At 68.8% G+C, this 12,845-nt stretch carries 11 protein-coding genes; 9 read left to right on the top strand and 2 right to left on the bottom strand.

All coding sequences use genetic code 11. The features are described 5' to 3' along the window. Positions 1 to 361, bottom strand: a 361-nt coding sequence (locus VFR64_17635; GenBank protein ID HET9491563.1) for a hypothetical protein, incomplete at its 3' end; no start/stop codon positions are given. Beyond that, positions 358 to 1,143 (bottom strand): tetratricopeptide repeat protein, encoded by a 786-nt coding sequence (locus tag VFR64_17630; protein ID HET9491562.1) that lies wholly within the window; start codon positions 1,141 to 1,143, stop codon positions 358 to 360. The genes VFR64_17630 and VFR64_17635, both read right to left, overlap by 4 nt. A gap of 313 nt (positions 1,144 to 1,456) precedes the next feature. On the opposite strand from VFR64_17630, the gene VFR64_17625 reads away from it, so the two are divergent. The 9 genes from VFR64_17625 (at position 1,457) to VFR64_17585 (ending at position 12,629) form a co-directional block, all read left to right on the top strand. Further along, positions 1,457 to 1,819, top strand: a complete 363-nt coding sequence (locus VFR64_17625; protein HET9491561.1) for a response regulator — start codon at positions 1,457 to 1,459, stop codon at positions 1,817 to 1,819. Continuing rightward, entirely contained in the window at positions 1,816 to 2,364 is a 549-nt protein-coding gene (locus VFR64_17620; protein HET9491560.1) for a chemotaxis protein CheW, read from the top strand. Before VFR64_17625 ends, VFR64_17620 begins: the two co-directional genes overlap by 4 nt. 12 nt (positions 2,365 to 2,376) lie before the next feature. Further along, positions 2,377 to 4,824 (top strand): methyl-accepting chemotaxis protein, encoded by a 2,448-nt coding sequence (locus VFR64_17615; protein ID HET9491559.1) that lies wholly within the window; start codon positions 2,377 to 2,379, stop codon positions 4,822 to 4,824. Positions 4,825 to 4,851: 27 nt separating this feature from the next. Further along, entirely contained in the window at positions 4,852 to 7,716 is a 2,865-nt protein-coding gene (locus VFR64_17610; GenBank protein HET9491558.1) for a response regulator, read from the top strand. Continuing rightward, positions 7,713 to 8,510, top strand: coding sequence for a response regulator (locus tag VFR64_17605; protein HET9491557.1), 798 nt, complete (start codon positions 7,713 to 7,715; stop codon positions 8,508 to 8,510). The genes VFR64_17610 and VFR64_17605 overlap by 4 nt, the downstream gene beginning before the upstream one ends. After that, entirely contained in the window at positions 8,503 to 9,342 is an 840-nt protein-coding gene (locus tag VFR64_17600) for a response regulator (protein HET9491556.1), read from the top strand. Before VFR64_17605 ends, VFR64_17600 begins: the two co-directional genes overlap by 8 nt. 737 nt (positions 9,343 to 10,079) lie before the next feature. Next, positions 10,080 to 11,531, top strand: coding sequence for a hypothetical protein (locus tag VFR64_17595; protein ID HET9491555.1), 1,452 nt, complete (start codon positions 10,080 to 10,082; stop codon positions 11,529 to 11,531). A 10-nt stretch (positions 11,532 to 11,541) separates the two neighbouring features. Beyond that, complete coding sequence (locus VFR64_17590) at positions 11,542 to 12,150, top strand: ADP-ribosylation factor-like protein (protein HET9491554.1); 609 nt, start codon at positions 11,542 to 11,544, stop codon at positions 12,148 to 12,150. After that, positions 12,147 to 12,629, top strand: a complete 483-nt coding sequence (locus VFR64_17585) for a roadblock/LC7 domain-containing protein (GenBank protein ID HET9491553.1) — start codon at positions 12,147 to 12,149, stop codon at positions 12,627 to 12,629. The genes VFR64_17590 and VFR64_17585 overlap by 4 nt, the downstream gene beginning before the upstream one ends. The last annotated feature ends 216 nt before the right edge of the window (positions 12,630 to 12,845 follow it).

The raw sequence follows: 12,845 nt of genomic DNA, 5'->3' as shown, positions 1-12,845 counted from the left end.
CGTGGCGGAGGGCGTCACGGTTCGCCCGGGCGTCGGCCAAGAGCACGATGAAGCCGATCGGCGTGGAACCGAGGAACACCGTCCCCTCGTCGGCGACGAAGTGGGCCATGAGGAACGTGCCGTGGCGGAGGCGCGGGCCCCGCAGCTCGAGCTCTCGGCCGAGCGTGGCCGCCAGCGCCGACACCGACTCTACCGGAATGTCTCGCGGGAGCGCGGCGGCGATGATGAGGCCGTCCGGGGCGACCAGCAACCCACCGCGTACGTGATCGAGGCGGGTCAGACCGGCCAGGAGCCGGCGGAAGTCCCGGCCCGGCGCCGGCGGTGGCTCGGGCGGGCGGCCGGTCGTGCCGTTCGTGGTCACGATGTGATCTGCGATGCCAGCTCTTGGCGGCAGTTGGTCCAGACTCGCTCCACGTGGGCGATCCCGGCGCCCATCTCGATGTCGCGTCCGAACGCGATGGAGAGCACGACATCCTCGTCGGCGCGCAGAAACGTCGTCTCGGCGGCGCCCTCGAGCACGGCGTGAGTCCAACGTCGAAACCCGCAGCGGGTGAGCATGGCGCCCGTCAGCCGGCACAGCCGCGCGGTACGGGCGGCCACCTCGCCAGTACTCGTCCCGTGCGGCTGGGCGAAGATCACGGTGGCGTCGACCCGGGCCAGCAGCGCCTCACGGCTTTCCTGCGGCAGCCGCAGGCGCTCGAGCCGGAGAGGCCGGGTCGCAGCCGGAGGCGCGGTGTCCACGTCGGCCTGGGCCACCGCCTCGAGGAGCGCTCGAGCCTCGGGGAAGTCCGGATAGCGTCCCAGCGCCCGACGCAGGAAGTCCGTGCAGCTCCGCGCTTCCCCTGCCTCCAGCGCTATGCGGGCCATCCCGAGCAGCGCGCGGGGATGCGTGGGATCGAGGCTGAGGACGCGCTGGAAGGCGGTTTGCGCCAGCTGCGTCTTGCGGAACACGGCATGCAGCGAACCCGCGAGCAGGAGCCCGACCACGTTGTTGGGGTGGAGCTGGAGCCCACGTTCGACCAGGGTCGCCGCCTCCTCGAAGCGACCGGCGTTCCGGTGGAGGGTGGCCGTCCGAAAGAGCTGTACCGTCGTCGTTGATTGACGACGGCTCTTCCGATCGTTCCAGAGGCGGCGGAGCCACATGTTGGACGCCCGCTGGATTCAATTCTTCGGCCAACCGTAGCGCGGGGGTGGATTCGCCACAACTGCGCAGTCTTCCGTGCGACTGAGGCATCGGAATGACACCGTGGCACCGTTATCGTCTCCCAATTTGTCCCATCACCACCCGTTTCTCTCGGACGGTGAGGCCGTACCGCGGACGCGACTCGGTAGACAGTGCAGTTTACGTTTGGTCTGACGGGCAGTTCACCCTGATTCTGGTTTGGCAGATGAGTTGCGCCCTGCCAGACGGGTTTTATCCAGGCACGTCCGGTCGAGAGAGGAGGCTGCTTCCGCGATGGGCAAGGTGATGGTCGTGGACGACGCGTATTCGGAGCTGCAAGTGATGGAGACCATTCTCCGATCGGCCGGACATGAGGTGCTGACGTACCTCAACGGCGAACAATTGGAGGACAAGATCGCGGCCGAGCAGCCGGATGTGGTGCTGCTCGACATCGTGATGCCGAAGCGCAATGGCTTCGACGTCCTCCGGGGGCTCCGGCGGGACTTGCGGACGCGTCAGACGCCCGTGGTCGTCGTATCCTCCAAGAACCAGGAGAGCGACCGGACCTGGGGTCTCAAGCAGGGCGCCGATGAGTACCTGCCCAAGCCGTTCACGGCCGAGCAACTGCTCGGCGCCGTGCGGCGATTCGTGCGATGACGACAAACGACGTCCTCGACCTGCCGACGACCAGCTTGCGCGACGCGGCGGCCGCCGCCCGCGTCTGCGTGGTCACGGTCGGGGGTGAGCTGTTCGCCCTGCCCGTCCAGAGCGTCCGCGAGGTCGTGCTCTTCGAGGACCTCACCCCGGTACCGCTGGCGCCACCGTACGTGGTGGGCGTGGCCAACCTCCGCGGCGAGGTCGTCGCGATCGTGGACGCGCGCTCGACCCTCGGCCTTCCCGCCGGCCGCCCCGGGCGCCGGCACCGAGCGATCGTGGTGGCGGCCGCCGGTCTCGAGGCGGCGCTGGTGATCGACGGCGTGGTGAGCTTGGAGGCGCTGGGCGCGATCTTGCCAGCCGATCCTGCGGCGGGCCTCCGCCACGCTGAGTGGGCGGCCGGCTACCTGCGGCGCGATAACCGGCTGGTGCCGCTGCTCGACGTCGGCAAGCTGCTGAACGCGCTCAGGTCGGTGGGCAGTAGCGTGGCGTCGGTGGGCGGCGGACATGGATCGAGGCCAGGCACGAAAGATCCTCGTGCGTTCTGAGGAGGACACGTGATGATCCGGCACAAAGGCGCGGCATCCCTTCGATCCAAGCTCACCCTCCAGATGCTCGCGGTGGGTATGGTACCGCTCGTCATCCTGGGCGCTGTCGTCTACGTCACCACGACACGGTCTGTCGACCTCTTCAGCCAGGGCCTGGACGAGTCGGTCCGGGCCATGGAGCGGGAGGTCGTGGGCGCCGGGCTGAGGAAAGCGGCGGAGGATCTGGCCGCCCAGGTTGACACCTACATCGAAGAACGGGTCAAGGACGTGAGAGTCTGGGCCTCTGATCCGCTGGTCATCGAGGCCGCCCTGCGCGGCGACATGATCGCCCGGCGACGCGGCTGGCCCGGCTACCCCGAGATCGCATCGGATCAGCCAGCCATCTATCGCATCGAGCGGGAGATGAAGGCCACCCGCGCCCTCGACCCCCTGCCGGCCGCGACACAGTATCTCAAGGACCAGCTGGCGCACTCTCCCGTCTTCCGGGAGGTCTTCTTCACCGACCGAAACGGTTACAACGTGGCCATCAGCAACCTGACCTCCGACTTCGTGCAGAGCGAAGAGGAATCGTGGGTGAACGCCTGGAACACGGGCATCGACATCGGTGGAACGTCGCAGAAACCGCTGACGATGAAAAAGCCGGCCGGGCCCACCGGGGCTCGCGTCGTGTTCGACGAATCGGCCGGTGTGTGGTCGGTAGCCATCTCGGTTCGTATCGACCATCCCCTCACGAAGCAGCCGCTCGGCGTCATGAAGGCAGTCCTGGATATCTCCGCCGTCCAGAAGCTCGCCTCGCGGCTGGCCCAGAAGGTTCCCGGAAGCGATGTCAAGGTCATCGTCGCGGCCAACGGGAATCTCATCGCCGACACCTCGGTCGGGCACGCCAAGAAGTTCATCATGTCCAAGGACGGAAACCTCCTGGCCAAGAAGTACAGGCCGGCCGAGTTGATCGCCGGCGGAGGGGGCCCGAATTCCGGCTACGTGGTGGGTTCCAGCGAGACCCATGGCTCGGCCACGGTCGAGCAGGTGATCGGCTTTTCCCGCAGCGCGAGCAAGGGGGAATTCCGGGACCTCCCGGGCTTCGAGGGGCTCGGCTGGGCGGTCATCGTCGGCCAGGAGAAGGGCCAGGCCTTCGCGGCCCTCAGCGAGCTGACCAGGGTGCAGGGCACCCTGTTCTCCCAGCGGCGTTGGGTGCAGGGCTTCGTGGCGGTGGTGACGGTGCTGGCGGCGACAACCATCGTGGCTCTGGGCACCATGCTGAGCCGTCGGATCAGCGTTCCCGTTCTCGAGCTGAGCCGGGCCGCCGAGCGCGTCAGCACCGGCGACCTCACGGTGAAAGTGCCCATCCGCTCCCGAGATGAGCTGGGGCGCCTCGCCTCCACCTTCAACGAGACTGTGGTGCGGCTCCGCTCTCTCGTCCACACCGAGGCCGAGCGCGACAAGGAGCGGCACAAGCGCGAGGAGCTGCAGCGCAACATCACCCGCTTCCTCGACGTGGCCACCGAGATCTCTCAGGGCGACCTCACCAAGCGCGGTGAGGTCACCTCCGACGTTCTGGGTAGCGTGGTGGACTCCATCAACCTCATGGTGGAGGAGTTGGCCACGATCATCGCTGACGTACGTCAGGCCGCGCATCAAGTCTCGGCCAGCGCCACCGAAATGCTCGCAACCATGGACCAGGCGGCGAGCGGAGCCCAGACACAGTCACGGGATGCCAGCAGTGTGAGCCAGGCCATGGAAGTCTTGACGCGCGCGATGCGCCGGGTGGCCGAGAACGCCGAGTCCGCCGCCGAGGCCGCCCAGCGGACGCTGGAATCGGCGAGCCGCGGCCAGGAAGGGGTGCGGGCCAGCCTCAACGGCATGCAGCAGATCCGCGGGGAGGTGCAGAGAATTTCGAAGAAGATCAAGAGCCTGGCCGACCGCTCGCTGGAGATCTCGGAGATCGTCAACACCATCGAGGAGATCTCCGCCCAGACCAACCTGCTCTCCCTGAACGCGGCGATCGAGGCGGCTGGCGCTGGGGAAGCCGGCCAGCGGTTCGCGGTGGTGGCCGACGAGGTGCGTAAGCTGGCTGAGCGCTCAGCCAAGGCGGCCAAGGAGATCGCGGTGCTCATCAAGGGCATCCAGTCGGAGACGCAAGAGGCGGTGGTGGTGATGGAAGAAGGCACCCGGGAGGTCGAGACCGGCTACAAGGTCACCGTCGAGGCCGGGGAGCGACTCCACGAGATCGGCGACATCTCGAGGAAGTCGGCGTCGCTGGCCACGGAGATCTCGCGGGCAGCTCAGGACCAGGCCCGAGGCGTGGAGAGCGCGGCGGTGGCCGTGCAGGCCATCGCCGGGGTGGCGGTTCAGACCGAGAAAGCTGCGGTCGAGACACGCAAGACGGTCGATCAGCTGACGCGAGTGGCCGAGGAGCTGATGGGCAGCCTGTCGCGGTTCAAGCTGTCGACCCGGGCCTGAGGCGCGCCACCGACGCCAATGGGAGACGTGAAGGAGCGGCAGTTCCTGCTGAGCGTGTTCTTGATGGAGGCGTGGGATACCCTCGCTGCCGTCGAGCAAAGACTGGCCGCGCTGGCATCCGGCGCCGACACCGACGGCGAGATCCTACGCCTGGTCACGCACCGGCTGCGGGGAGCCGCTGCCCTCAACGGCTTTCCGCGGGTGTCGGCTCTGGCGACGGTCATGGAGTCCACGGTGGATCGTGCCGTGACCGCTCCCCTGGCCGACCGTCAGGGCCCGTCCGAGCAGCTCGGCGCGCTGGCGGTAGCCCTCAAGGAAGCGCTGGAGACGATCGGCACGACCGGCACGGAGAACGCCGCCGCGCTCGATGCCGTGCTGGCCCGCTATGAGACGTCGTCCACCGTGGCCCCGGCCGCCGAGCCGGCGGGGCCGCTGGCCGAGCTGGACCGCTTCCTGCGCGACAATCCAGATGTCCTCGAGTACTTCATCCCCGAGGCGGCCGAGCACCTCGAGCTGATGGCCCAATCCCTGCTCGCGCTCGAGCGCGACGGCGGCGATGAGGCCGAGCTGGCCACGCTCTTCCGTGCCGTCCACACGCTCAAGGGCGCGGCCTATGCCGTGGGCTGCCAGACGATCGGAGCCCTGGCCCATCATGTCGAGGATCTTCTGGGCGAGGTCCGCGAGGACCGACGGGCGCTCACTGCGGCTACCCTGGACGCAGTCTACGCGGGCCTCGATGCGCTTCGCCTCATGGTGCGGAGCGCCGAGGGTGTGCCAGCGGATCGAAGCCAGGCCTTCATCCGGGCCACGCGCCTGCTCGAGGAGCAAATTCAGGCGGCCCCGGCCACGGTCGAGGCGGGAGCGACCACAGAGCTGGATCGCGTCTTTGAGCCCGCTTCGCGGCCCGAGCCGGTGGAGGCCGTGGCGGAGCCCATGGCGGCTGGGGCGGGCCCGGTCTCCGCGGGTGTGGTGCGGGCGGCCGTCAAGTCCGTCGCGGCCCCGGCGCCGGCCGCCATCAACATTCGTGTCAACCTCGAGCGCCTCGACGCCCTCATGAATTTGGCCGGTGAGCTGGTCATTGCCCGTAGTCGCCTCGAGGGACATCTGGCCCAACTCGACCGGGTCGGCGCGACGCTGGGGTTCACCGAGGCCCGAATGCGCCAGACCGTCGGCAGCTTCGAGGCGAAATACGCCAATCCCCAGCTTCCCGGGGCCGCCGCCGACATGCGGTCGAACGCGACCGCGCGCGAGCCGGGCCGTCCTGCCGCCGTGCCACTGGAGGCGGTCTTCGCCGAGCTGGAGTTCGACCGCTACGACGATTTCAACCTCTTCGCCCGCCGCGTCGGTGAGATTGCCGCGGACGTCGCCGAGGTCCAGAGCCAGCTGGCCCTGCTGATCCGGGCCGTGCGGGAGGATGCGGCGCGGACGCAGCGGCTGTCCGGCGAGCTGCGCCGCCAGATCACCCGCGCGCGGATGGTGCCGATCGGCCGGCTCTTCTCCCGGTTCCCGCGTCAAGTGCGGGAGGCAGCCCGGGCTGCCGGCAAGACGGTGGCGCTCGAAGTCAGTGGCGAGGCCGTGGAACTGGACAACGCGGTCATCGAGCGGATCACCGACCCGCTGCTGCACCTGGTGCAGAACGCCATCGTCCATGGGATCGAGCCTGAGGCCGAGCGCGAGGCACGCGGCAAGGTCCCGCACGGCAGTCTGCGCGTGAGCGCGGCCCAGAAGGGCGCCGCCATCGTCGTGGAGGTGGCCGACGACGGTCGCGGTATCGACCTGGACAGGGTGAAGGACACCGCGCTCCAAGCCGGCCTGGTGACGCCGGAGGGCCTCGCCGGGCTGGGCGACTGGGACATCCTCGACTTCATCTTCCAACCCGGCTTCAGCACAGCACCGGCGGTGACCATCAGCGCGGGCCGGGGCGTGGGGCTGGACGTCGTGTGGACGAACGTGGCTCAACTGGGCGGCGAGATCGACGTCGAGACGACGCCGGGGGAGGGCACGCGATTCACCCTCAGGGTACCCCTGACCGTGGCCATCTCCGACGCCCTGTTGGTCCGGGTGGATACCGAGGTGCTGGCCATCCCCGTGCCTGTCGTCCGGGGGATGGTCCGAATCCGTCCCGAGGAGATCGTGACGACCCCCGGCGGCGAATCGGTCGTCATGGATGGACAGCCGCTGGACTTGCTGCGGCTCGATCGGGTCCTGGGGCTCGCCGGTATCCGCCCCAGTGTCGGGCTGCCGGTCGTGGCCCTGCGTACCGCGCGCAAGACCGTGGCGGTGGCGGTGGACGAGCTGCTGGGCAAGCAGGAGATCGTCATCAAACGCCTCGGCGCATTCCTGGACGGAGTGGGCCCCTTTGCCGGCGCCACGGTGACCGGCGAGGGCCGGGTCATCTTGCTGCTCGACCCTGCGCGGCTGCTCGACCCAATCGGCGCCCTGCGGCAGGCCGCCTCCCCGGCGGCCGAGGACAGCCGTCCGCCTGCTTCGCCAGCGCCCCTGGCCCGGCGCAGTGTGCTTTTGGTGGATGACTCGGTCAGCGTGCGGAAGTTCGTGGGCCAGATGCTGGACCGGGCCGGCTTCCGGGTGGTCACGGCCAACGACGGGATCGAGGCCCTCGATCGCCTGAGCGCCGACGCCGCGGTCGACATCGTGGTTACCGACCTCGAGATGCCGCGGCTCAACGGGTACGAATTGATCCGTGACCTCAAGCGCCGGCCAGGCCTGCGGGGCGTTCCCATCGTGGTCCTCACGACCCGGGCCGGAAGCAAGCATGTGGCGCTGGCCCGCCAGCTTGGCGTCGAGCACTACGTCACCAAGCCGGTGGACGAGCAGGCCTTCGTACAGCTCATCGAATCGCTGACGGGGAACGAGCGGGCCGTCGCCGGATGAAGCCGACGGTGCCGCGCGTCCTGGTCATCGATCCCGACCGTGAGACGCTGGCAGCGTTGCAGCGGGCCCTGGGCGAAGTCGGTCTCACCGACATCACCGCCGTGCCCAACGCGTCTTTCGCGCTCACGATGCTCGAGCGTGATCGGCCGGACCTCATCGTCAGCCGGGCGAACATCCCCGACATCGACGGCTGGGAGCTGTGCTCGATCGTCCGCAGCGACTCATCGATGGCCGGGGTGCTCTTCTTACTCCTGGCCGGCGCCGACGACCAGGTACCCGAACGGCCGATGGACAACGGTCCCGATCGGATACTGGTAGGTGACTTCACCCCGGGGACGATCGTGAAAGAGGTGGTCAGCTTGGTCGGGACTCCTGTCTCGCAGACGCGAACCTCGGCCAAGACGCCGCCCCAAGCCTGGGGCCTGCGGGGGGCGCTGGATGTCATGGATCTCCCCAACCTGGCCCAGGCTATCGCCCTCGGCAACAAGACGGGATGCCTGGCCCTCGCCCTGCCTTCGGGAGAAGGCTTTGTCGTCTTCGATCGCGGCCGTGCCGTGCATGCAGAGTTCGGGCGCGCCACTGGTGAGCCGGCCTTCGCCGCGCTGATGGCGGCCGCCCAGCGCGAGGCGCAGGGCAGCTTTGCATTCAGCCCGTGGGAACGATTGGGCGCCGACCAACCCCGGACGATCGGGCGGAGCCTCGAGCAACTCCTCCTGGCCGCTGCCGCCGAGATCGACGAGGACGGGCGGGCCCCGCTGTCGTCCCTCGTCCCCAGGAGGAAGGCCGATGCCTAAGGTGCTGGTGGTGGACGACAGCCTCAGCGTCCGGAAGGTGGTGGAGAAGGCGTTGGCCGGCCGGAGCATGGAAGTGATGTCGGCGGCGTCGGGTGCCGAGGCCATCGAACGCATCGAGCGTGACCGGCCGGACATCGTCGTTTGCGATGTGATCCTGCCCGACAAGGACGGCTACCAGGTCTGCCAGTTCGTCCGCACCCATCCCACGATTGGCAGGATGCCCGTGCTGCTGATCTCGGGGGTGGTCGACAGCACGGTTCTGGCGCGTGCGGCCGAGGTGCAGTCCAACGACGTCATGTTCAAGCCCTTCGCCGCCGAGCAGCTGGTTCGGAAGATCGACGCCTTGCTCGCGGGCGTCCCCAACGGCGCCGCCCCGGCGCCGGCGGTGAGCGCTCCCCACCCGCCAGCGGCGCCGGTCGCCGTGGCGTCCCGGCCGGCCGCGGCCTCCCCCGCACCTGGTTGGGCCGACGCCGGGCCGGAGACCGACCTCAAGACCCGGTTGACCGCGCTGGCCGGTGCATCGGGAGTGCGATTCGTCGCGCTCGCCGATCGCGAAGGCTTCCTCATCGAGAGCGCCGGCGACACGGTCGCCGAGATCGAAGTGGCCGCGGCGTTGGCCGCCTGTCTCGGCGAGTCCTCGGAGGGAATCGGTCGCGAGCTGGGCCAGGGGAGCCTGCAAGGCATGATGCTCGAATACGAGTCCGCGACCCTCTTGCTGCACGGTGTCGGCCCCGACGCGCTCCTCGCCGTGCTCGTTGCCGATTCCGCCGCCCTCGGCAAGATCCGGTATCTCGTGAAGAGGGCCCTCTCGGAGATCCAGCAGGAGCTCTGATGCCTTCCCGCCGGACATCACGGACCCACTTGCAGGCGTGGACCGTTCCCGTCCTCGCGCTCGTCGGCTACGCGGCGGCCGCGACGGTTGTCCTGAGCCTGCGGGGCGGGTCGCTGACGGCGCCCGGGTGGGGCCCCGCCGTGGCTTTGCTGGTATACCTCATCGTGGCCATCGTGACAGTCCGAAGCTTTTCGGTGTCCCGAGTGCTCATGGCAACCGCGGCATTTTCCCTCACGCACGGTCTCCTGCTCGTCGTGACCGTCGCTGTCGTGGCTGTGGTCGCCCCTGATGTTCGCCCGCCGTTCTGGTCGGCAGCGCTCGGAATGCTGATCCTCGTCTCGGTGCCGTTGCTGCTCGCCCCCGTGCGGTTCCGGGAGCAGCCGCCTGCGGGATCGTCGCGCGGGTCCGGCTCAACGGCGGTGCGGTCGGCATCGGCTCGGGACCGAGCAGTGCCGCCGGCCTCACGGATTGCCTCGGGGCCGGCGGCGACATCTCGGCCATGGCCGGCGCCGTCCCCCGGTCCTCTACGGCCCGACAACAGCCTCCCCCTAGAACACGCCGCGGTGAAGCCGTGGACCTTCGCCGGTCCGGCAGCTTCACCGCCGCCAGCGCCCCTCCCGACAACCCACTCGAACCCGTCGGCGCGTGCGCCTGTGGCGACTCCGCCGCGTCCACCTGCCAGCTCCCGGCCACCAGCGCCGACCCGCGTTCCAGCTGCGCCAGCGACCGTTCCGCCCGTGCATGCCGCGGAGTCGGTCGAGGGGATCATCCGTATCCCGTTCGCCCGCGTCGCCGACCAGCTGCCGGAGGAGGTCTTCGCACTACCGCGCGACCAGGTCGGCGCCCACCTGCAGGAGGCCGACTTCCTGCTTGTCCCCGAGCGTCTGGTCCGCCCGCAGCTCGTCGAGGGGGTCGTTCAAGTTGGCTGGCCGCTGGTCGCCGAGCAATTCCCTCGTCAGACCTTGGCACTATCCGATAAGGACGTGGTCCAGCTCCTTCCGAATGGAGCGCTCGTGCTTCCCCTCGACGAGGTGGTGCGTCAGGTCCCATCGGGCCTCTTCGCGCTGTCTGCCTCCACGATGGACGCGCAGGCGCTGGAAGACTTCCCGTTACCCTTCCAGCCGGATCCGTCTCCGACGACCAGCGACGAGCCGGATGGGCCGATGGAAGACCGAGCGCCCGAGTCTCTTGCGCCGGGAGCCGAGCCGGTGAACAGGTCAGAGCCACCTGTGCCCGGCGTCGAGGCGGGGTTGGAGTGGGCGCCGGAGCCTGAGCGGGCGGCCGAGCCGGAGACGGACTGGTCGCCTGAGTCCGTGGCGGCGGAGCCGGCGGAGTGGGCGCCGGAGCCCGAGCGGGCGCGCGATCCGCTAACGGACGTGGTGCCGGAGACATCAGCAGTCGCAGCCGATCCGCTTCCGAGCGATGAGCCAGGAGCTCAGGACGCGCGCCGTATGGCGGTGCTGCTCGGGCCGCTCCTGAGCCCGATGACCGTCGAGAACGTCGAGCGCGCTGGCGCGTCGTTCCTCACGCTGGCGCCGCCGACGGTGGCCGGCGCCACGGTCGCTGATGTCGCCGCACGGGTCCTGCCGTCTCTGATCGACCCGCGGTTGCCCGAGCGGGCCGTCCAGGCAACGGTGCGGGGAACGGCCATGACCGTTGTCATCACACCGCTGGTTGGTGCGCCGGACATGGCGCTGGCGGCAGCGACGCCGCCAGGTGCTTCGCTGGCGCTGCTGGAACGCTTGTGCCTCAAGGAGGCGGCGGTCCCCGAGACCGAAGCGCGCCCGATGACCCTGGTGCCGGCAGCCTCGCTCGAGGCCGAGCTCCGAGAGGCCCCCCCGGAGCCGGCTGTGCGCAGGGTGGCAGCGTCGCTCCACGCGTTCGGTCGGGTGACTTCCAGCGTGCTGCGTGACCCGGACGGCTCGCTCGTCGTTTACCTCTTTCTGCCGCGATATCTCGAGGCCCGGGCGTTCGGCGGGTTCGCGCGTGATCTTCACAGAGCGCTGGTGGGTTCGCCCGCTGGCCCGATCACGTCAGTCGTCGTTAAGGTAGGAACCCACCGGCTGATGGTGCGCGCCGTGGAGAACGCGCGAGGCGCCGTCCTGGTGGCCGGTGGCGGCCCCGTGGAACGGCCGGGGTTGGCGCGACTGGAGCTCGAGCGTGCAGCGGCCTATCTGGGACGGCTGTGAGGGCCTGACCGTGTCAGTCATCAACCACGCCGAGCGGCTTATCAATTTCAAGATCGTCTACTACGGGCCCGGAGTAGCCGGAAAGACCGCCAATCTCCAGTTCGTCTACCGCTCCCTGCCCCAGACGAACAAGGGAAACATGATCTCGCTGGCCACGGGCGATGACCGCACCATCTTCTTCGACTTTCTGCCGGTGACGGCCCTCACCGTTCGAGGCTTCGAGACGCGCTTCCAGCTGTACACCGTGCCCGGGCAGCCACACTACAACATGACGCGTCGGCTGGTTCTACGCGGGGTGGATGGCCTGGTGTTTGTGGCTGACTCCCAGTTCGATCGACTCCGCGAAAACGTGGAGAGCCTCCGCAACCTCGCTGAGAACCTGCGCGAGTACCAGTACGAGCTCGGCGAGATGCCCTACGTCATCCAGTACAACAAGCGCGATTTACCCAACGCCGCCCCCCTCGACTATCTGGAATACGTTCTCAACCGGGGGACTCGGCGGGTGCCGTCCTTCGAGGCAGTGGCCACCGAGGGTACGGGGGTGTTCGACACGCTGAACACCGTATCTCGCATGGTCCTGGCCCACGAATTCGGGCGCGCAAAGCGAGAGGGGTCATGAAGGGCGCCGGCATGGTGATCCACGAAGAGGACGCCGCACGCATCCATGAGGTCCTCTCCCACTTTCTCAGGGAGTCGGGAGCGGCCGAGGTCCTCCTGATCGACCGGGGCGGCCAGCTCCTGGCCATGGACGGAATCAATCGGCCGCTGGATACGGTGTCGATCTCGGCGCTGGCCGCCGGGGCCTACAGCTCGACCAGCGCCATGGCCCAGCTCCTGGGCGAGACCCAGTTCACCGTGTTGTTCCATGAAGGGATCAAGCAGTCGATCCACGTGTCGACCGTGGACGAGGGTGCGATCCTGATGGCCATCTTCGACGAGCGGACGACGGTGGGGATGGTACGCCTGTTCGCCAAGGAGACCAGCAAGCGCATCGGGGTGGTGCTGGCCGAGACCCGAGCCCGACCCAAGCGCGGGGCGGAGTTCGTGGCTCCGCTCTCGTCGGAGGAGAGCGGGCCGACCTGGGAACCCCTACGATGACAGCACGGCTGCCGACGCCCATGCGGTGATGGTGTGGGAATCGTCAGGTACGACACAATGGCTATTCGCCACACCTTCCCTGTCTGCTGCGCCCGCACGGCGACCGGAATCGCGAGGGCTGTGGAGATCGTCCCGCACACGAACGCGCGCCGGTTCAGCATAACCGCCTCCCAGCCGACGGGTGGGACACGGCAAACGTAGGGCTGCCGGGAAGCT

The organism is Candidatus Methylomirabilota bacterium (assembly GCA_035709005.1).
In the GTDB taxonomy this organism is placed as follows: domain Bacteria; phylum Methylomirabilota; class Methylomirabilia; order Rokubacteriales; family CSP1-6; genus 40CM-4-69-5.
This window is presented reverse-complemented; position numbering and strand designations above follow the sequence as displayed.

What these genes read in the sequence shown, in the direction of transcription:
- VFR64_17585 (HET9491553.1), top strand. Translation starts at nt 12,147, where the DNA reads ATGAAGGGCGCCGGCATGGTGATCCACGAAGAGGACGCCGCACGCATC.
- VFR64_17630 (HET9491562.1), bottom strand. Translation starts at nt 1,143, where the DNA reads ATGTGGCTCCGCCGCCTCTGGAACGATCGGAAGAGCCGTCGTCAATCA.
- VFR64_17605 (HET9491557.1), top strand. Translation starts at nt 7,713, where the DNA reads ATGAAGCCGACGGTGCCGCGCGTCCTGGTCATCGATCCCGACCGTGAG.
- VFR64_17620 (HET9491560.1), top strand. Translation starts at nt 1,816, where the DNA reads ATGACGACAAACGACGTCCTCGACCTGCCGACGACCAGCTTGCGCGAC.
- VFR64_17600 (HET9491556.1), top strand. Translation starts at nt 8,503, where the DNA reads ATGCCTAAGGTGCTGGTGGTGGACGACAGCCTCAGCGTCCGGAAGGTG.
- VFR64_17625 (HET9491561.1), top strand. Translation starts at nt 1,457, where the DNA reads ATGGGCAAGGTGATGGTCGTGGACGACGCGTATTCGGAGCTGCAAGTG.
- VFR64_17615 (HET9491559.1), top strand. Translation starts at nt 2,377, where the DNA reads ATGATCCGGCACAAAGGCGCGGCATCCCTTCGATCCAAGCTCACCCTC.